This window comes from Solidesulfovibrio aerotolerans, from assembly GCF_009856865.1.
Classification (GTDB): domain Bacteria; phylum Desulfobacterota; class Desulfovibrionia; order Desulfovibrionales; family Desulfovibrionaceae; genus Solidesulfovibrio; species Solidesulfovibrio aerotolerans.
The window spans coordinates 1-18,379 of record NZ_WVUD01000043.1 but is presented as its reverse complement, the minus strand read 5'-3'; the positions used below and the strand labels follow the sequence as shown (position 1 = coordinate 18,379).

Annotated in this window: 19 protein-coding genes; 3 read left to right on the top strand and 16 right to left on the bottom strand. The window is 53.8% G+C overall.

Annotated elements, in window-relative coordinates; all coding sequences use genetic code 11:
* Positions 1 to 184: 184 nt before the first annotated feature.
* The 16 genes from GTA51_RS16945 to GTA51_RS16870 form a co-directional block, all read right to left on the bottom strand.
* Positions 185 to 1,345: a DUF2062 domain-containing protein gene (locus tag GTA51_RS16945; RefSeq protein ID WP_160963167.1), complete on the bottom strand. Its 1,161-nt coding sequence runs from the start codon at positions 1,343 to 1,345 to the stop codon at positions 185 to 187.
* The gene (locus tag GTA51_RS16940; protein WP_246198200.1) at positions 1,342 to 2,706 is read right to left on the bottom strand and encodes a lipid biosynthesis B12-binding/radical SAM protein; all 1,365 of its coding nucleotides are present in this window, start codon (positions 2,704 to 2,706) and stop codon (positions 1,342 to 1,344) included. The genes GTA51_RS16945 and GTA51_RS16940 overlap by 4 nt, the downstream gene beginning before the upstream one ends.
* Complete coding sequence (locus tag GTA51_RS16935) at positions 2,703 to 3,170, bottom strand: acyl-CoA thioesterase (protein WP_160963163.1); 468 nt, start codon at positions 3,168 to 3,170, stop codon at positions 2,703 to 2,705. The genes GTA51_RS16940 and GTA51_RS16935 overlap by 4 nt, the downstream gene beginning before the upstream one ends.
* Complete coding sequence (locus tag GTA51_RS16930) at positions 3,167 to 3,535, bottom strand: ApeI family dehydratase (RefSeq protein WP_160963161.1); 369 nt, start codon at positions 3,533 to 3,535, stop codon at positions 3,167 to 3,169. The genes GTA51_RS16935 and GTA51_RS16930 overlap by 4 nt, the downstream gene beginning before the upstream one ends.
* Positions 3,528 to 4,199, bottom strand: a complete 672-nt coding sequence (locus tag GTA51_RS16925; RefSeq protein WP_160963159.1) for a hypothetical protein — start codon at positions 4,197 to 4,199, stop codon at positions 3,528 to 3,530. Before GTA51_RS16925 ends, GTA51_RS16930 begins: the two co-directional genes overlap by 8 nt.
* Positions 4,180 to 6,414, bottom strand: a complete 2,235-nt coding sequence (locus GTA51_RS16920; protein WP_160963157.1) for an MMPL family transporter — start codon at positions 6,412 to 6,414, stop codon at positions 4,180 to 4,182. Before GTA51_RS16920 ends, GTA51_RS16925 begins: the two co-directional genes overlap by 20 nt.
* A 137-nt stretch (positions 6,415 to 6,551) precedes the next feature.
* On the bottom strand, positions 6,552 to 7,166 hold the full coding sequence (locus GTA51_RS16915; RefSeq protein WP_160963155.1) for a LolA family protein: 615 nt from the start codon (positions 7,164 to 7,166) through the stop codon (positions 6,552 to 6,554).
* An 8-nt stretch (positions 7,167 to 7,174) separates the two neighbouring features.
* The gene (locus GTA51_RS16910) at positions 7,175 to 7,636 is read right to left on the bottom strand and encodes a hotdog family protein (RefSeq protein ID WP_160963153.1); all 462 of its coding nucleotides are present in this window, start codon (positions 7,634 to 7,636) and stop codon (positions 7,175 to 7,177) included.
* Between the two features lie 12 nt (positions 7,637 to 7,648).
* Positions 7,649 to 8,047 carry a hypothetical protein gene (locus GTA51_RS20655; protein ID WP_170300345.1) on the bottom strand — a complete coding sequence of 133 codons (399 nt, stop codon included), beginning with the start codon at positions 8,045 to 8,047 and terminating at the stop codon, positions 7,649 to 7,651.
* Positions 7,953 to 8,723: a lysophospholipid acyltransferase family protein gene (locus GTA51_RS21525; RefSeq protein WP_369334279.1), complete on the bottom strand. Its 771-nt coding sequence runs from the start codon at positions 8,721 to 8,723 to the stop codon at positions 7,953 to 7,955. The genes GTA51_RS20655 and GTA51_RS21525 overlap by 95 nt, the downstream gene beginning before the upstream one ends.
* A 110-nt stretch (positions 8,724 to 8,833) precedes the next feature.
* Positions 8,834 to 9,094 carry an acyl carrier protein gene (locus tag GTA51_RS16895; RefSeq protein WP_160963147.1) on the bottom strand — a complete coding sequence of 87 codons (261 nt, stop codon included), beginning with the start codon at positions 9,092 to 9,094 and terminating at the stop codon, positions 8,834 to 8,836.
* Positions 9,094 to 10,323: a beta-ketoacyl-[acyl-carrier-protein] synthase family protein gene (locus GTA51_RS16890; RefSeq protein WP_160963145.1), complete on the bottom strand. Its 1,230-nt coding sequence runs from the start codon at positions 10,321 to 10,323 to the stop codon at positions 9,094 to 9,096. Before GTA51_RS16890 ends, GTA51_RS16895 begins: the two co-directional genes overlap by 1 nt.
* Complete coding sequence (locus GTA51_RS16885; RefSeq protein WP_160963143.1) at positions 10,317 to 11,741, bottom strand: phytoene desaturase family protein; 1,425 nt, start codon at positions 11,739 to 11,741, stop codon at positions 10,317 to 10,319. Before GTA51_RS16885 ends, GTA51_RS16890 begins: the two co-directional genes overlap by 7 nt.
* Positions 11,738 to 12,961 carry a beta-ketoacyl-[acyl-carrier-protein] synthase family protein gene (locus GTA51_RS16880; protein ID WP_343039529.1) on the bottom strand — a complete coding sequence of 408 codons (1,224 nt, stop codon included), beginning with the start codon at positions 12,959 to 12,961 and terminating at the stop codon, positions 11,738 to 11,740. Before GTA51_RS16880 ends, GTA51_RS16885 begins: the two co-directional genes overlap by 4 nt.
* The gene (fabG, locus tag GTA51_RS16875) at positions 12,958 to 13,674 is read right to left on the bottom strand and encodes a 3-oxoacyl-ACP reductase FabG (RefSeq protein ID WP_160963141.1); all 717 of its coding nucleotides are present in this window, start codon (positions 13,672 to 13,674) and stop codon (positions 12,958 to 12,960) included. Before fabG ends, GTA51_RS16880 begins: the two co-directional genes overlap by 4 nt.
* Before the next feature lie 760 nt (positions 13,675 to 14,434).
* The gene (locus tag GTA51_RS16870; protein WP_160963139.1) at positions 14,435 to 14,710 is read right to left on the bottom strand and encodes an HU family DNA-binding protein; all 276 of its coding nucleotides are present in this window, start codon (positions 14,708 to 14,710) and stop codon (positions 14,435 to 14,437) included.
* A 131-nt stretch (positions 14,711 to 14,841) separates the two neighbouring features.
* Between GTA51_RS16870 and GTA51_RS16865 the strand changes: the two genes are divergently transcribed.
* From GTA51_RS16865 to GTA51_RS21520, 3 genes are all read left to right on the top strand, one after another.
* Positions 14,842 to 15,249, top strand: coding sequence for a Ros/MucR family transcriptional regulator (locus GTA51_RS16865; RefSeq protein ID WP_160963137.1), 408 nt, complete (start codon positions 14,842 to 14,844; stop codon positions 15,247 to 15,249).
* A gap of 1,098 nt (positions 15,250 to 16,347) precedes the next feature.
* Positions 16,348 to 17,829, top strand: a complete 1,482-nt coding sequence (locus GTA51_RS16860) for a benzoate-CoA ligase family protein (RefSeq protein WP_160963135.1) — start codon at positions 16,348 to 16,350, stop codon at positions 17,827 to 17,829.
* 36 nt (positions 17,830 to 17,865) lie between these two features.
* On the top strand, positions 17,866 to 18,111 hold the full coding sequence (locus GTA51_RS21520; protein WP_160963133.1) for an acyl carrier protein: 246 nt from the start codon (positions 17,866 to 17,868) through the stop codon (positions 18,109 to 18,111).
* Positions 18,112 to 18,379: the final 268 nt, after the last annotated feature.

Below are 18,379 nucleotides of genomic sequence, written 5' to 3'. Positions count from 1 at the left end.
GGGAATCGCCGAGAGAGATAAGGATGGGACCTCTTTCGCACCGACGGGAGCAATGTGTAAAAGAGCACCACTGCCGCCAAGACCACATAGGCCAAACGCCATCCTCCCAGACGGATGCAGGCGTAAAAAAAATCATGTTGCAACCGCGAGCCAAGGCTGCGACTCGACCATCGGGAAGCGGGGATCACGGATTTCCCTTAAGTGAATATCGTATCGGTAGGGCCAGGAGATACACCAGCAGACCGATGGCCAGGGCCAGGACTGGAGCCACGACAAGCGACCCAAGAATCCAATCGAAGAGACGCTGACCCGCCTGATAGCCAAGGGTCTGGACGGAAAATTCTGTGAGCCACCGTCCATGTTGGAAATAAAAGCCCGTCATAACGCAAGCGGCCTGGACAAAGGGGGGGATGCACAACTGGTTGGCCGCCAAGGCGGCGTACTTGTTCAGGGCTAGATAACCGGAGGCCAACAGGATGATGATGCAGGAAAGCCCCGGCAAAGGAAGTGCCCCCACGAGGACGCCGAACGCGACGGATCGGGCCAGGTTTATAGGTGTTTCCCTTTCGGCCAGAAGTAGATGTAGGGACCTGAGCGGATGAATGGCACTGACGCTCCCAGTGCGATTCAGGCATAGCTTTTGTTGGGGCAGTGGCATCATAGCCCTAATGGTCAACTTCGTATTCAGCCGACTGATGCGCACATTGTCCCAGAAGGCGTCAAAGTGCGAGATCCTAGCGTGACGCGGTGGATAATAGACAGAGATGGGGACTTCGCAAAGCGGAAAGCCGGCCCAGGCAGCCCTGACCAACACCTCCACTTCAAACGAATAGCGGGTCTCACCAAGGTCGAGAGCCAGGAGGACGTTCAGGGGATAGGCACGAAATCCTGATTGCACATCGTCGAGTATCTGTCCGGTTTGAACCCGCAACCAAAAGTTGGAGAACCGACGGCCGAACCGGGAGGAACGAGGAACATTGGGGATATTGAAATCGCGCGCTCCCACGATGATCGCCATGGGGGCCGCATCAATGATGGGGAGGAACATCGCGACGTCCCGGGGGTCGTGCTGCCCATCAGCGTCCAGAGTAATCATGTGCGTGTAGCCGAGTCGTACAGCCTCGGCTGCCCCAGTCATTATGGCCACACCTTTGCCCCGGTTTTCCGGGTGCCTTTTCAGGATAATCGGAAGATCGGCCAGAGTTGCCCCGCCTCCGTCACTTGATCCATCGTCCACCACGAGTACATATGGATGGATGGCAAGAGCTTGCGTCACCACGGTGCGCAGAGTGGCTCCATGGTTGTAAACGGGTATAAGAATGCATACTCGAAGGTTGTTGATCATGTCCGGGGGCCACGTTGATTGTGGGAAGTAAAGATGGGGAGAGTATCCCACAAAAGTCCAGAATAACCCATACGGCGTAGAATTCGCATGCGCAGGTTCCCCTCCTCGGGGGGGAAAAAGCGATCACGCCGTCCAGAAAAGGACCGACGGATGCGGTCTTCCAGAAGTATGGGGTCCAAAAGGGAAGAGAGATAAAAGACTGGACGGAGCAGTGGATCACCAACGGCGAGTCGGCCCTCTTTCACGGCCAGACGGTGCAGGCCGGTGCCTTGATGTATCCGGAGCCCCATAAATGCAAAAATGCAACTTCCCTCGAGTTTTTCCAGGTTCGCAAGCCCCTCTTCCACGGTGTCCATGGTTTCGCCAGGACCGCCAAAAATTATGAAGTGCGCGCAAGGAATACAATGGGCATGACATATCGCCTGAAATGCAAACACGTCTTCCATACGATGTGGCTTTCGCAAGCGCGTGAGGATCTGGTCGCAACCACTGTCGGTCCCCAGTTCCATGGCCATGAGACCGGCTTGTTTCAAGAGGTTGAGTTCGTTTGCCCCAATGCGGCAGGGCTGGAAGTATGCACCGAAACGGATGCCCAGGCCGGCTCCTGCCAGGATTTCCGCGAAGCGAAGATAGCCGCCCTCAGAGTCATTAAATACTGCATCGGTGAAGAAAAAATCCCTAGCTCCAAAATGGTCTCTGGCGTGACGCAAATCTTCCACCACTTCCAACGGATCACGGTGGCATATTGTTGTCCCTTCGACCACAGGATAACCACAGTAGAGGCAGGCATTCGGGCACCCTCTTTTCGTATGCAGACCTGGTAACCCGCCGCGTTTGAGATATTCCGGAAACAGGAATTCGTCCCACGCGGCAGGCCCGATATGGGAGCATGACGTTCCCTCGGCCGACACGATCCGGGGTGAAGATTTCCTGGCCGCGAGATGATTGAGAAGGGCGGGCAGAGCGGCTTCTCCCGGGCCGGTCACTCCATAGTCCGCACCGGTATGAGCCAACAGTTCTTCAGGTATGAGGGAAAAACCAGGGCCACCCAGGACTACTGGTCCCGCGACAAGGCCCTTCAGGCGCGCCACTAGTTCACGTAGGGAATCTCCGGTCCAGGAGGCTCCGGCGGTCAAGGAGTCCACGTTGTCGATGTTGCGCACGGAGATGCCAACAACATCAGGGGTAAACTCCTTCACTACACGTTCCAAGTCATCCGAGGAAGCACTGAGAGAGATGTCATAGATTTGTGTCAGATAACCTGCTTGGCGAAGCGCGCCTGCCACAACAGACACCCCGAGAGGATAGACCGGATAGGGATCCTCGCACGTGTTGGAGGATATGAGGAGGACACGTCTCATGAACGAAAAAGCGTTCCAGCACGCCAACAGTCGAGGAAATCACGGTAAAAAATCGGCATCGTCATTTGCAAGGACAGCTTTGAATCAACCAGCAGGTGGATCGTGCAGCCTGTGGCGCGTATATCCTGATCGGGGCCACGCAGGACAAACTCGTAATTAAGGCGCATGGCCTCTGTCCAGTGCAGAATAGCTTCGACGGTGAATTCTTCTGGATAGATGAGAGGAGACAAGAAGTCCACGCTCAGATGGCGCAACGGTATACTGTAACCCTTAGCAAAGAAGTCGACGTAGCCAATGCCTAGGGAGTTGCCTAGACTTTCGCGAGCATCTTCGAAATAACTTGCGTAACGCCCGTGCCACACAATGCCGAGTGGGTCGGCTTCCTCGAAACGGACGCGGCGGGCTACGGTGGCCCGAAGCGGCGGCGGTGCGCTTGGATCAAGTGGAAAATATTTTTTTCTCATACAGCTAAGGAAAAACCTAGCGTAAAGGTTGCTGCAAGTCGGTCCCCGAGCAATACACGAATCTCAGCGGTTTCCAGACCTTGCGCCCTAGCGTGGATGTGCACGACCGCGTTCGGGTGGATCGGGGCCATAAATTTGGCATTCTTTACTTGGCAGACTTCGGGAATACGACCCAACCACGAGGCTGTCAGGCTGGCTCCGGCCATCATTTGGATGATGGCTGGGAGAACCGGATAATTAGGAAAGTGCCCGTCGAAGCCTGGGAAGTCTTCCCGAAAGACGAATTCACGACAAACCCAGCCGTCCCGTTCCATTCTGGCATCACCACGGCTTGCCGCCAGAATTGCCTTATTTAATTCACTCATGTCCAGCTAGTTCCTTTAGCTGTAGCACAATTTCCAATCCGCCGGCTCGGTAAATAATCTCCACGGGCAGGGCCTCAGGAGAGGTCCGGTCACCGTAGAGCATGGAGACGCACCAAGTGTCTTGTCTATCGCGGCCTTTTTTCTCAGTCATCTGGGTCGTTTCAGCGTCGAAGGCATAACGAACCACAGCTGGTGTAATCGGTTGTTCCCTTGAAGCGTTTTTCCCCAGCAACTCTGCATAATCGCCATGTCCAGGCCAGACTAAGAAAATACGGGTAAGGGCCAGCGACAACCTGGAAGCAAGTTTGGGAATGCGGGTCAAGCTGGCCTGTAACTGAGCCGGGGCGGGGTCTTCCAGTGTGACTGATGCCTCGGCCAAACGCATGCCCCAGTCGCTCAATCCAACGAATGCTACATGACCCGGGGCATCTATCGTGATGAAGGCTATGAGAGGGACTTTGGCGAAGGGCGTACGCACCAGCATGCCCCCCTGGAACCGCACTTCCTCTGCACGGTCAAACCAGCCGCTGTGCCCGGAGAGGCGAACGGCTGTGCGCTCAGCCGGAAGGGTGGCACCAACACAACCGCTTTGACAGCCAGAAAGCATGACCGAGGCGGCCAGCAGAATGGCAAGGACCAGCACATCACGGGCGGCGGCGTTCATTCAATTTTCCCAGGGGAGCGACGAGCAGGCAGGCAGCCAACACAGCTCCAGAAATGCCAATTAATACCACTAGGCCAATGGAATGAAGGGCTGGATGTCGCGCTAGAGCCAAAGCCCCGAACCCGACGACTGTCGTGAGGCCGGCCACCATGACTGAACGCAGTGTGGCTCGTTGGTCTTCGCCGGCACCATTCATGGCTATGAAAATGCCATAATCGACTCCGATTCCAATGATCAGAGGGAGGGATATTACACCAAAAAGATTCAAACCGATACCCAGGGCTCCCATTAGGGTAAAAACAAGGGACAGTCCTACTGCGGTTGGCAGTAACGAAATCAAGGTCAATCGTAGGGAGCGCAAGAGGATGTAAAGCAGTAGTATATTGCCAACCACGGACAGCAGGAAGAAACGGATGAAGTCGTTCTGAACGCACTTAGTCAGTTCCCGGCCAAAACGTGATTGGGATATGGTCCGAATTTTGCCAGCTAACCTCTCAGGAACACTGAATTCAGAAGAACTTTCAGCAGTGAGACTGATTGCGAGGTATTGATCAGCGTCCCTGGTCAGCAGAAGATCAATCACCTCGCCCAAACCCATGGCTCGCAGTTGCTCGGGCGTGGCAAGCGACGGGGCTGGAGCCCCCAGAAATTCCCAAAGAGGTTCGAATGCATCCGGTGTGAATCCCAGGAGCGACGCCTCTGATTTCACCAAGCCAAAGAGGTCAGACATACGTTCGGGAGTAAAGAAGGTCCGCCATCTTTGAATGTTGGCAGTCTGAACTCGACTTGGGGGCAGTATCGGGGCGAGGCTTATCAGACCCGAAGAGTCCTTGTGAGTCGAGGCATCGGTAAAAAGCTCTATGTTGGCGTCCAGAGCCTCGTCCAGGCTGGCTCCTCTGGAGAAGATCATCGTCTTGTCATGCATTCCTCCCCAGATGGAATACAGCATCGCCTCATCATGTTTAATGGCGGCCCCGGATGCAGAGAGGGCGTGCAGATCAGAATCGAAGGAGACGTTTCGGCCCAGACATACTCCAGAAACAAGGGTCAGAACAGTCAGTATGAGCGACCAGAGGGGGGTGAGTAATGGCCGTTGAGAACACATTGCTGGTTTTCGTGCCGGTTCACTCTCCGGCCCGATCAAACAGGGCAGGACCACCAGGGCCAGGCAAAGCGCCAGGACGAGCCCGACCAGTGCGAAAAAGGCCAGTTCCCGAACGCCAGGCATCGCCGAAAACAGGAGCGCTGCAAAAGAAACCAGGGATGTGGCCGCTCCATACCAAACAGGTGCGGCCACCCGTCCAAGAGCCGTCGCAGCGGAGAGGTGACGAGCACGCATGGAAAAATAGACATAGATGGAATAATCTGCCGCGACCCCCATGAGAACCGAACCGAAGCCGATGGTGATGCCTGAAATGGAGCCAAAAACAAAACGTGTAGCTAGAGCTGCAGGAGGGAGTACGACAAGTGGCAACAGAAACGCGAAAAAGCCTGCTCCAGACCGAAGGAAAACGAGAAAAATGACGGCCAGCCCGAGGGTAGACGCCGCCAGTACTGTGGTCATGTCGGACTGTATGGCGGCGGCGTTAGCCTGGGTATGCCGGTGACCTCCGATGAGGGTAGCATCATAGCCTGGCGGCAAGGCAGTTCGTGCTTGTTGGAAGGCAGCCACGACTTGGTCCGCGCCTTTCGAATCCGTCATTGCCGGGGCAGGACGTGCTATGATCAACATATGCAGACCGTCCTTGCTCAAGAATCGGCCATGTTCGATCCTGAGTGAATCCAACAGGCGCAAGTTCGCCAGCTTAGACAAGGCCAATTCACGCAGGCGCAAAGGGTCTCGACGTATGATATCCTTCATGCCGAGTCCTTCGGGAGAGGTAAGTATCTGTACGCACTCTAGTAGAGACTGCCGAACTGCCGCTGGCGCAAGGCGCTTTTCCACCTCGGCGCGGTCTTTCTCAGTGAAAAGCGCGGGCAGGAGGTCAAGCATGCCCAGGACGAAATCCGCAGGTGTGTTTATCGCGGGACCTTTGTGTATTTCCGGGAACAACACAGCAGGAAGAGCAGCCGCCAGGGCGTCTCCAGCGGCGGCGAGATCAGCCGTTGTCGTTCCCTGAGGGGCGGCCACGCTTATAAGGGCGCGGTTGATGAAGGGTGCCTTTTGGATAAGTCTGAAATCTTCCGCGAGCCTAGAGCCGTCGTTGGGGATCATGGAAGCAATATCCTCGACGGGCTTCAACAAGATGGTGCCCGTCAATCCTGAAGCCAAGAGGATACCTACGCACCACAATCCAAGTTGTTTATGTGCTGCAAAAGATCGATTCAACCGGACGATCAGACTGGTAACGTTCATTGTCGCGTGAAAACCAATGCGGGAATTTCGTCATTGAGTTGGGTGTTATGGAAACGAATTGTGGTGGTATCACCTTGTGTCTCCATCATTTCAATCGTGGCGATGGCCATGTCGTCAGGCGTAAAAGTGATTCGCATGCCAACAATGGGCCCGGGACCGGCTGTGAGCGGCGTGAAATGAAGAATTGCGGGGGAGATTGATTCGATGTCAATGTGATATGTCCTGGAGAGGGCTTGAAGGTTAAGGGTGGTCCAAAGCAGGATCTGACCGGAAACCAGTCGCATAATGGGGTCGTTTTGAAGCGAAAAATCTCGTGTCTCGCCTGTCAACGCATTCCACCGAATGCCAGACTCTTCATGCACAATAAACCCAGAATGAACCGGATCCTGATATTCCCACCGTAAAGAGGCGGGTCTCTGAAAGACAAATCTACCTTTCGAGATCAGCGTCTGTTTGAAAATGCTGAGCCGCTTCTCCTGTGTGAACTCGGCTTGAATACTCTTCACCTGTCCGGCCTTGGTGGTCAGTCGGGACAAGGTGTCTTCCGTGAGCACAGTGGCCAAAGACAATAACGGCACATCCACGAGGGCCAGGGCCAGAATTAGGGTCAAGAAAAGCCTCATGTCTCAAGCCTCGTGGTTGTCGCGGCAGGTTGGTAGGCCTTGAGACTGGCGCGAGCCACGTCATATCCGCCTTGCCGCAACTCACCGTTGAAGAGATGGAAGCCGGCGAATTCCCTAAGGAGCGTCACCGTGATCTCCATGGGTTCGTCAGCTACGGCCTTCCCGACTATCTCGAATGAACTAACGCCGGCCAGAAACGCAGCCTGTTTTCCCTGGCTGTCGTCCTTGGTCCTCCAACCTCCGTAAACGGCACAGGCCTGAGCAATAATTTCGAGAAGGACCAAAGGCTCCACGGTCGCATCTTCACGGATAAACATGGTGCCGGCTGGAATGACAGTGCAAATAATGCATCCTTCCCCGTACGCCCGCTCAAGGCTCTTCACCAGAGCCATGGGCGGGCGGTGGGGGATGAATTCCAAGGCTGGGACAGGACAAGCTCCGAACGGGAAAATGGTCATGAAAGTAGGCGCCTATTTCTTTTTTGAAGGAACTGCGGCTTCGTCCTCGTCAATTTGCGTCCGGATGGCATCAGCAAGTTTGCTGACCCATTTATTGTAGTTCGAATGAATTTTCTCACCGTTATACTTCAGGTTCTTGCTATCGCGATAGGTGATGTCCCATGTGTTGGCTGTATAGCGGATATTGACTTGCGCTTCGTGCACACGAACCTGTATTGTGCCAACTATAAGTCCCGGCTCAATCTTGCGCATGTTCCACCCGACTTTACTGCCACCCCTAATAATTGATGACTCGATTTCATCAGTCGAAAGTGCTTTATCCTGTGTGGCCGGGATGCTGTTTAAGGGGATGTTGCGTACTGCCGCTGTGCGGCAGGAGACGAATGTGGCGGTCAGAATCAGTAGCATCATAACAAGAATCCGAGTGAGATTCATTCCTGGCTCCATTTTCGCAAGAGGTTTTTGGGGAAGACAAGCCTGCAATGGCCATACGCTTGCGTGTGTAGCGACACATTGCCAGATGTCCCAGCATATCGACCACATAAGGCACTGGAGAGATATCTTCCAGCACACTTATGTGTATTTCTCCTCTCTGAAGCTTCCACTGGCCCGGGGGCAAGATTGAACAGGTCCCAATGATGGAGACCGGCCGGATGGACACACCTGTTTCAAGGGATAGCTTGAAAGCTCCCGACCGGAAACGCCCTAGAGTGTTCGTACGAGTCCGTGTCCCTTCGGGAAAAACACCGAGGCTGATTCCTTTATGGAGGAGCGTTCTTGCTCGCTCCAACAATTCCTGACCTGACTGGCGTTCCACGTTGATATATTCTCCCAGTCGCATGACCGGGCCGAATAGGGGCACTGAAAAGGGCCATTGTCGGGCCAAACAGACAGAGTCCGGCGGGGCCACCAATGTAATGAGAAAGAGGTCAAGCAATGATCCATGATTGAAGACGAAAATACGCGGCAAACTTTGAGGAAAGTCAGGCCTTTCATGGACGCGAATGGTGAAAAAAAGTCCAAGCAACCAAGCCACAGCCCTGCCGTAGCCCCAAATGCAGTACCGCGCCAGCCTGGGCCATGGCATTCGGGTGGCACTTCCAATGAGAAGGCAAATGGGGGGGGCAAGGAGGACGGCCCCTAGCGCGATTAGAAGCAAAGTGGTCCAGATCGCCAGACTTGCGAGGACACAGCTTCTCATTGTTCCGGCCTGGTCGCAACCTTTTGAAGAATGAATGCATAAAGATCCGCCAGAGTCCGGATTTTCTGAATACCGTCATCTTCACGGATCTTGATTTTAAACTGCTGCTCAAGAACCACCACCATGTCTACGGCGTCTAGGCTATCTAGACCTAACTCTTCATAAATCTTAGCATCCGGGACGAGTTTCTCGCGTGGGATTTCAAATTCTTCCTCAAGTCCCGCATTGACACGCTCAATTATTTCCTGGTCAGTCATTAAACAGAACTCCTGAATACTAGTACGGCATTTACGCCGCCGAGAGCAAAATTGTTCTTGATAGCTGTGGCGATCGGCTTGCGTAATAATTGCTGGACATGTTGGATATTTCCACAGGAAGGGTCCGGGGCATCCAAATTTCGAGTCGGAATGATGAGTCCATCATGCAACATTTTGAGACAGGCAATGGCCTCGAGACTTCCACTCGCAGCCATGGCATGGCCGAAATATCCTTTTAGTGAACTCACCGGGGTCCCCGAACCAAAAACATCTTCTAAGGCGAGTCCCTCCGCAGCATCTCCCTGCATCGTCCCAGTGGCGTGGGCATTGATGTAATCCACGGCATCCGGTTCGATGTCTGCGCACTGGAGAGCCAGACGTATACACTTTCCTATACATTCTCGGCTGGGATGCGCTATATGGCCGGAGTCAAGATTAGTTCCGTATCCTACAAGTTCTGCAATGATTGATGCGCCACGGTTGGTCGCATGTTCAAGACTCTCTAAGACCAGGATGCCGCTACCTTCGGAACAGACGACGCCATCCCTGGCGCTATCGAAAGGCCGCGGACTCTTGGTTGGATTGTCATTATAAATAGTTGAGGATGCATTCATGATATCAAAAGTAGCTGTTGTCAACGGATGGTATTCGTCCGTCCCTCCACATATCGCCACATCCATTTGCCCCGAGGCCACCAGCATGGCCGCCATACCTAAGGCCTGACAGCCTGTGGCGCACGCTGCCGACGGTGCGAGAAGTGGACCTGTCGTCCCAAGGGCCTGGGCAAGATTGCAGGCTGCTGAATGATTCATGACTTTGAAAAACAATGTCGATTTAACTGTATCTAAGGATTCCGTGGTTATATAATTTCTGAAGAACTCCTCCAGGCCATCCACGCTCCCGGTTGTGGACCCAATGACGACTCCTGTTCGTCCATTGTGCAAGAGATCCTCAGGTAGTTGAGCCACCTCCAATGCTTCTCGTGCGGCCCAATATGCATACTGAGACATACGGCTCATAGTCCGCCTATGCTGCCTGGGAATATCCTTTGACGGGAAGTCCTGGACTCGAGCGCAAAGATGGCTTCTGACTTTAAGTGTACTCAATTGTTTCGAATCCGTCAGTACCACGCTATGACCGGCTATCAAGCCATCCCAATACGTCTGGACGCCCAATCCATAGGGCGAGACGGCCCCATACCCCGTCACGACAACCCTGCCTTTCAACATTGGCGCAGTTCCTTGAGTACGGTATCGCCTCCGAGCATAACGTCCACAGCCACACACGCAGAAATCACAGCCCCAGCTATGCCGGGAGCCACCACCGCCTGTCCGGCCAGATAGAAACCCGGGAGTCTGGTGCGTGGCTGGGGAGGGTGCACGCCCACCGCGTGCTGTGGGCCATAATAGCTGCCGAAAGGCGAGTTGGTAAAGCGGGCGAAAGTAGATGGTGACGCCACTTCCAGAAATTGTGTCCTCTGGTAAAGTGATGGCAATCTTTGCATGTAGGATTGGATGAGATGTTCTTTCAACTCATACTTCGATACGTCGGGAGCGCTACATGCTGCGAGTTCCAAACTCGCCATCCCATTATCTCCGCCAGGGTCGGATATCATGACAGACATAGCCCCAGGCCCTCGGCGATCTTCTACGCCAAACCAACATGCGGGATTGTGGCCCTCAAGAAACAGCCACGAATTTCCTGGCGCGACATCTGAGTTAGTAGGGATCATTCCAAACACCATAGCGGCTCGGGGAGTCTCGGGGAGTCTCGCCAGCCGGTTTGTGTATGCAGGTCTAAAAATTCCTTCAGGAATAAGATCGGCAAGCAACGCGGGGTGAACGGTGCTGACGCAAATTTTCGTTTCCAGCGCCTGCCCGTCCTCGAGGCATACGCCAGCCAGGGCTCCCGCTGGCGAGACGATGACTCTGTTGACGCCTCTTCCCGTCTCAACGCGGACCCCGGCATATTCGAGTGCGCGTTCAAAAGCTTGAACCAGACTCTTCCCCCCCCCCTTAATCGTTCGCAGAGAACGCAGGGCAGCTGCCCCAACCCAGGCATGAAATACGAAAGAGACTTCGGCAGGCGGAACACCATGATACAAAACCTGGGAAGCAAGAATACTCTTTAGCCTATTGTCGGTAAACAAACTATCAAGCACTTCGGCCAATGTTGAGTCTCGATAAGGTGTTTCCCTCGGGCCAGAGGCATCAAGCGCTAGGTAGGGAGAGCTGTTCTGGGTTTTTTCAACTGAGTTGAGATAATTCTGCAAGGGCGACCGCTCTTGGGGAAAATAATCTCCGAGCACATCCAGCAGACGAACGAATCCAGAAGACATTGGATATCCCTCGGTCGGCCCCCCATCCACTACCACCCTTTGGTCACTTCCTAGGCCCAGCGGGAATGATTCTATGCCTGTCAATCCCATAACTTTAAAAGCCCGGTCTAGTATCTCACCCTGTTCCAGGTAGCCGGTATGATGGAAACCGGTCTCAAAGTGCATTCCCTGGCGAGAAAAACCTCTGACAAGGGGGGCGAGCCGACTGGCCCTTTCGACCAGAGTGACGTCAAATCCTTGTTTGGCCAACAGAATGGCGGTGCTCATGCCGGAAATCCCGCCGCCGATCACCACACACGTTCGTTTCATCTTTGAAATCCCAGTATAAGGGCTGCATTGGTGCCGCCGAAACCGGCGGCGTTGCAAAGCGCCATCTGCGGCCCCTGCGGGATTAACTCGCGGATTATGTTGAGCCTTGAAGACAGTTCATCCGGCTCCTCAAAATTGATATTCGGAGCAATAAAACCGCCCTGGGCCATGATGGAGCAGCTAACAGCCTGAGAAGCACCGGCCATCCAAAGCTCATGGCCAGTCATGGATTTAAGAGACGAAGTTGGCGGTTGAATATCTCCAAAGATGTCTAGAAGTACTTGTGCCTCGACCGCATCCCCGCGCGGAGTGGATGTGGCATGGGCGCATATATAATCAATGGCCTCCGGGCCGGCCCCGGCCTGATGCAGGGCCTGCCGGATAGCCATCCCAAGGCCAACTCCTGTAGGTACTGCCATGCTCTCACCATCCGAAGCAAAGCCAAAGCCAAGTACTTCACCTGCTATCGGTACACCACGCCTGGATGCCGAGTCATGGCTTTCCAGCACCAAGGCCGCCGCCCCACCACTGGGCACCAAACCATCGCGCCTGCTATCGAAAGGTTTGCTGGCCCGTGTCGGATTGACGGAGTCCATACTGAAGGCTCTGAGGGCGTCAAAGCTGGACGTAGATTGCCAATTAATTTCCTGGGCACCACCGCAGATGACGCGCTGCTGCTGTCCTGAGGCAACAAGCTGTGCGGCCTGTCCGATGGCCAAGGTTCCACTCGCGCACGCGGCACTGACTGTCCAACACGCGCCCTGGATGCCGAAGAGACATCCCAGATTCATACTGACCGTCGAGTTCATGACCCCAAAGACAGTAGCGCCGCCAATAGCCTTGGTCTCGCCAGTTGCTCTCACAATGTCAACCGCCCGGATGGCGGACTCGCAACTTGAGTCCGCTCCGAAAATAATGCCGGTTGCTGGGCCATGGACATCTTCCCGGGTGAGTCGCGCCATGCCCATGGCCTCTTCAACTGCCACATAAGCGTGAAGAACGAAATCAGGCATGGTCTTGCGTTGCTTGCGGCTCAGATAAGCCTGTCGGTCGAAACCACTTATCTGACCTGTGAGGGGGCTTCGAAAACCTAATGCTGAACGTTCTGGATCATTGACGATACCGCTTTTCCCTTGCCGAAGCGCATTCCCCACGTTCTCTGCGCCGATGCCCAGGCACGAGACGATGCCAAATCCTGTGATGACGACCCGGTGGATCACGACACCCCCCCGTTCACACCAATCACTTGCCCTGTGATATAGCTTGCACCGGGCGAGCAAAGAAATCTCACGACAGCGGCTATCTCCTCCGGCGTTCCAAATCGGCCTAAAGGGATCAGAGGAAGCACTTTATCCTTGGGTATGGCACTGGTCATTTCAGTTTCAATAAAACCAGGCGAGACTGCGTTGACCAGAATGTTCCGCTTGGCAACCTCCACCGCGAGCGATCTGGTTGCGCCGATAAGTCCTGCCTTCGCAGCGGAGTAATTAACTTGGCCTGCTACACCTCGTTCGCCGGAAGTGGAAACGATATTGATTATGCGTCCACCACGAGCCCGAATCATTCCTGGAAGTATAGCTTTTGTTACGTTAAAGAATCCATGCAAATGTACGCCTAGGACATCACTCCATTCTTCTTGTTTCATCCAAACCAAAAGCGCATCTCGTGAGAAGCCAGCATTGTTAACCAAGACGTCTGGGGTTTTTTGTGCTAGTAAAGGAGTGAGCCATTTCGAAACTTCCTCTGGGTGTGACACGTCAAAAGGAAGTTCTAAGCATTTTTGTCCTGACCCCCTAATCAAATCAGCTACACGATTGGCGTCTTGGTGGTTATTCCTGTAGTTTAGCCATATATCGAAGCCATGTTGCGCTAGGTCTAGGGCGATCGCGGCTCCTATTCCTCTGCTAGCACCTGTTACTAAAGCAATGGGCATTTAAGGCCTCGCATGACTTATTCCGATTTTTTCGAGCAATAATTGAAAAAGCATATCCTAAAAAATTTGGTTGTCCATCCCGACGACTGGCATATGTAGCTTTCGGATCATGTTGTAAAATGCAATAATTTACATGAGTATCTTGTCTCGTATCTTACATCGTTGCAGTATATTCAGCTGCCCGGTCAGTTGGTTGGCCGCAATGTCCTGAATACTACTGACGCCGTAATATTTGTAATGTAGGCATAGTCGGTCATTAACTCGGACGCTAGACCTCAGTTGGTTGAACATTCGGTCCACGGTCTCCGGCAGAAACGCATTCTACCGTTCAGCCTCACTTGCGTGGTTGTCCCAAGCTTGAGGCCCGTAAATTCCCGACGTGGCCCCTCCAGAATCCAATTATTGCAGATTATTAATATCGGTCTCGACAATGAGTGTAAAGCAGTTGGGCCGGAAATAAATCTATCATCCTGAAAACAACTAACAAATATCGCTAGCAATGTATTGGTTACACCCGGGAACTGCAATAATTCTGTAAAAAAACTGGTTGAGTCTGACCACCTCTAGTGGCGGTCATGAAGGTAAAACCATGAGAAAAATCGACAGCAAAGTTTCCTTTACCAGGATCTATTCCCTGCTGGCCAATAACCAAACACCCGAGATCTTAACGGGCAGCATGGGTTGCTCAAACAACTGGCCAAGGCTCTTGGCGAAAGAACGCTCCACGTATAGATGCATAACACCTACAGGTCACCGCCAATTACTTGTTTAAAAGGTCTTTTAATTGCCTACTCGCCTTGAAGAACGGCAGCCGCTTTGGTCCGACAGTGGCGACGGCCCCTGTCTTGGGGTTCCTGCCCGTGTAGCCCTCGTAGTCCTTCATTGCGAAGGAGCCAAAGCCACGAATCTCCACGCGGTCGCCATCAATGAGCGCCTGCCTGATCCTCTCGAAAAAGAGGTTTACGAAGGCTGAGGCCTCGTAATCTGGCGTATTGAACCGCTCCGCAAAAGATTTGATTAGTTCGCTTCTGTTCATCTTCACCCCCTTGCTGTGCTTGGTATAATAGTGGTAATCACCCATTCAAGCAAGTAGCGCGAGCCCCCTTGCCAAACGGTGCCTCACAGCCTATGGCTCTTGTGTTCACCGCAAACAAACACGAGGACACAATGAACGAATACACACAGGCCGCGCTTGAAATCGTCAAGGCTCAAGCCACCACCCGCTCAATGACCCAGGAAGAGATCGTCAGCATGGTCAGCACGCTGGCAAAAGGCTTCCAGGCTATCGAGGTTGGACAACTCGTTGCAGGCTCCACTGAGGACCAAGCCCCGACCATTGACTCGAAGAAAGCGATCAAGGAATCCTCTATCACCTGCCTGGAGTGTGGCAAGTCCTTTAAGGTCATCACCAAGAAGCACCTTGCCAGCCATGGACTCACCCCGGAAGCATACCGGGCCAAGTATGGTTATAAAAAGGGAACTGGATTGGCTTGTAAGTCTTTGGCTCGTGACCGCCGCAAGAAAATGAATGATATGAAGTTGTGGGAACGGAAAGGGGCCAAGAAAGCCGACTAACCTGGAAATTTCCCTTCCGACGCCGCCCGACGTATGCGGCTTCCCCCTGGCCCCCAATGCCCCTCCCGGCGTTGGGGGTTTTTACGACAACTTCCGAAGCTGTAAAGATAGCGTTCGGCGAGACCGCCTGTATCCGAGGAAGAGCGACAGACCATTTCGTCGCTGACTGGACCAAGATTTCTGACCCTTGGGCTGTATTTATCTGTGTGGCAGATCTGAACTTATTGATAAGGGTAAAGATACCCTAATAATGGTAGAATACTGATGAGTGCTGACCGATTAATCGGCAGTATGGACTACAGTACCAATTTTCAGAAAGAATTTTTCCTCTTGCTTATGATCGCTGAACAATTCCGATTGCATCAGATTGTCTTGATTGCAGTAGAGATACTGAATAGTTAGTAGATAATTTTACGAGGCATAAGTCTGCGCTCGATGCATTGAATATAAAATTGTTATCGAATTTCAGTCAAATAAATAGAAATTGTATATTCTATTGAAATTGTTATACTATTTTAAAACATAAGGCTAGGTGGAAGGTGGGAGGTTCCCTTTTTCCACCCTGCACCGCTTAACATATTGTATTTTAAAGATAAATGTCATGTGGTGGAAGGTGGAAGGTTGGATTATACTTTTTTAAAAAGGAAAAATAATAATAAATATATATATTTTAACTTTTTAAACCTTGCACCTTGCACCTTTAAAATTTAGTTAAATATTTTAACTATTTACCGTAAATTTTAAGGTGAAGGGTGGAACGTTGGGGACCTTCCACCCCGGGGAGGGAATCCCTGCTCCCTTGCACGATTCATATTCCAGTACAATTTCAGATGGTTGTCCAGTTTCTCCGCCATTCAGCCCTCAGTGCCAAGTTAATTTCTGCCCAACGATCGCGGCAGTGCGCGCTACCAGGAGGCAATCCCTCGCATCACCCCAGACTATCCCCCTGGCCAACAATATCAGTCCCGGATTGCCCTCCACGTTCGGCTACAACGCTGACATCTATATCTTCAACTTCCGCCTGCGATTCCCTTGCATTTTGAGACACCTTGCTTATTTCAATGAGGATAACCCGACAACAATTCAGGGAGGCTGCCTGTGACCTCGGTCTCCAATGCGGCGTGGGAGCTGTTGTTCCCCAATCTGGAACGTCACCCAGACAAGCCGGCCTACCTGTGCGGCGACGACGTCTTGACCTATGCCGACTTGGCCAGCGCCGTAGCCCGAACCGGGGCTATGCTGGCTGCCTCAGGCGTACAGCCAGGCGATAGGGTGGGATGCGTCCTGCCGGATGGACCAGCGACGCCCATCATGCTTTTGGGGGCTATGTGGATCGGCGCTTGCCCCATGCCGCTATCGTCGTCTCTGCGCCCTGAAGAGTATGCCTGGATTCTGGCCGACGCGGGAGCCCGTGTACTGATTGCGGACACGGGTCATCCCGCCGCTGTCGCTTCAAACATTCCCGTTCTGCCCTGCTCCCCAGGTGGTCCCGAAGGATTACGAACCTATTGCGACTTCCTGGAACCTCATACCCCTGAAGCCAACGATCTTGCCCTTTTGCTCTACACCTCAGGCTCCACGGGTCGTCCCAAGGGCGTTCCCCATCGTCACCGCGACATTCTGCGCCCGGCCGAGACCTTCGGCGGCCTGATTGGCCTGACCGAGAACGACGTGATTTTCTCCGCCAGCAAGCTGTCCTTTGCCTATGGCTTGATCGCCTCCTTCAGCTTGGCCCTGGCCTATGGCGCAACGGCCATCTTGTCCCCCGAAAAGCCTGGCCCCGCCGAACTGCTCCAGTTGATCAGACGCTACCGGCCGAGCGTTTTTTTCGCCGTGCCTACCTTGTATAACCTCCTGCTGCGAGTCCTTGAGCCGGACAGTTACCTCGGCGGCGTGCGCCTCTTTTATTCTGCCGGCGAGGCGTTGCCGGCGGCAACCTTCAAGGCCTGGAAGCAGATGACCGGTTGCGAAATCTGCGAGGGCATCGGTTCTACCGAAGCCTACAACCTGTTCATTTCCAACCGTCCCGGCGAAGCGATGCCTGGTGCCACCGGCAAAGTCGCTCCAGGGTTTGAAGTCCGCTTGGTGGATGAAGCCGACACTGATGTCGCCGCCGGCCAGCCGGGTCTTTTGCTGATCCGAGGAGAAGGCACGGCAACCGCCTACTGGAACCTTCCAGAAAAAAGTCAGGAGACCATGCTGCCTGACGGCTGGCTGCGCACTGGCGACATGTTTACAGCCTCAGACGGGGTGTTCATCCACCAAGGCCGGGCTGACGACATGCTCAAGGTGGGGGGACGGTTCGTCTCGCCCCAGGAAGTCGAGAATGTGCTGCTGACCCATCCTGACGTGGTGGAATGCGCCGTCATCGGTTGCCGTGTGGAGGGCTTGGAACGGCCTCAGGCCTTTGTCGTAGCCCGAAACGGCGTCGAAGCGGGTTCAAATTTTGGCGGGGAACTGCGACGGTTTGTCCGGGAGCATCTGCCCGAGGACATGTGCCCCGTGCGCTTCCAGTTGGTTGCAGCCCTGCCCAAGACCTCGACGGGTAAAATCATGCGCCGCGCGCTGGTCCAAGCCTAAGCCGTCGCTGCGAGCACTGAATCGAAGGAGCTTTTCATGTCGATCACGGGGTCAGAGTTAACGGATCTATTGCGCTTGGCCGGGATTGATGAGGCAATCATTGCCGGCGTGAAGCCTGATGCCCCCCTTTTGCTTCAGGGGCTTGATTCTGTGGATTTTCCGACTTTTATTGTCGCAGTTGAGGATCGCTTTGCCATCGACATCCCTGAAGACACTGCTTGGCAACTTCGTTCGCTGGATGATTTCGCTGAGTTCATAAACCGCGCCCCCAGGGGGAAATAGCCGGACACGTTCAGGCTGTGCCACTTTTCGCGTGGGCAGTCCCCAGCGCTGTTTGAACGCATTAAGGCTGACCGCGATCAACCAGAAGCGGCCGAACCTCTCATTGCTCTCGGGGTGGCCCAAGCACTTGGTCACGCCCGGCCGAGGCGATGAAAAGGGCAGTCGAAGCCGCCCCGCGATGATGTCAGGGGTGCGGGAATGAACGGCGAGCTGCCCGCTGATCTCTTCGCGCAGAGCAGTCTTCCTGGCGGGCAAGGTGGCCTTGAGC

Coding starts and splice junctions, on each gene's coding strand:
- GTA51_RS16945 (WP_160963167.1), bottom strand. CDS start 1,345: ATGATCAACAACCTTCGAGTATGCATTCTTATACCCGTTTACAACCAT.
- GTA51_RS16940 (WP_246198200.1), bottom strand. CDS start 2,706: ATGAGACGTGTCCTCCTCATATCCTCCAACACGTGCGAGGATCCCTAT.
- GTA51_RS16935 (WP_160963163.1), bottom strand. CDS start 3,170: ATGAGAAAAAAATATTTTCCACTTGATCCAAGCGCACCGCCGCCGCTT.
- GTA51_RS16930 (WP_160963161.1), bottom strand. CDS start 3,535: ATGAGTGAATTAAATAAGGCAATTCTGGCGGCAAGCCGTGGTGATGCC.
- GTA51_RS16925 (WP_160963159.1), bottom strand. CDS start 4,199: ATGAACGCCGCCGCCCGTGATGTGCTGGTCCTTGCCATTCTGCTGGCC.
- GTA51_RS16920 (WP_160963157.1), bottom strand. CDS start 6,414: ATGATCCCCAACGACGGCTCTAGGCTCGCGGAAGATTTCAGACTTATC.
- GTA51_RS16910 (WP_160963153.1), bottom strand. CDS start 7,636: ATGACCATTTTCCCGTTCGGAGCTTGTCCTGTCCCAGCCTTGGAATTC.
- GTA51_RS20655 (WP_170300345.1), bottom strand. CDS start 8,047: ATGATGCTACTGATTCTGACCGCCACATTCGTCTCCTGCCGCACAGCG.
- GTA51_RS21525 (WP_369334279.1), bottom strand. CDS start 8,723: ATGCCATGGCCCAGGCTGGCGCGGTACTGCATTTGGGGCTACGGCAGG.
- GTA51_RS16895 (WP_160963147.1), bottom strand. CDS start 9,094: ATGACTGACCAGGAAATAATTGAGCGTGTCAATGCGGGACTTGAGGAA.
- GTA51_RS16890 (WP_160963145.1), bottom strand. CDS start 10,323: ATGTTGAAAGGCAGGGTTGTCGTGACGGGGTATGGGGCCGTCTCGCCC.
- GTA51_RS16885 (WP_160963143.1), bottom strand. CDS start 11,741: ATGAAACGAACGTGTGTGGTGATCGGCGGCGGGATTTCCGGCATGAGC.
- fabG (WP_160963141.1), bottom strand. CDS start 13,674: ATGCCCATTGCTTTAGTAACAGGTGCTAGCAGAGGAATAGGAGCCGCG.
- GTA51_RS16870 (WP_160963139.1), bottom strand. CDS start 14,710: ATGAACAGAAGCGAACTAATCAAATCTTTTGCGGAGCGGTTCAATACG.
- GTA51_RS16865 (WP_160963137.1), top strand. CDS start 14,842: ATGAACGAATACACACAGGCCGCGCTTGAAATCGTCAAGGCTCAAGCC.
- GTA51_RS21520 (WP_160963133.1), top strand. CDS start 17,866: ATGTCGATCACGGGGTCAGAGTTAACGGATCTATTGCGCTTGGCCGGG.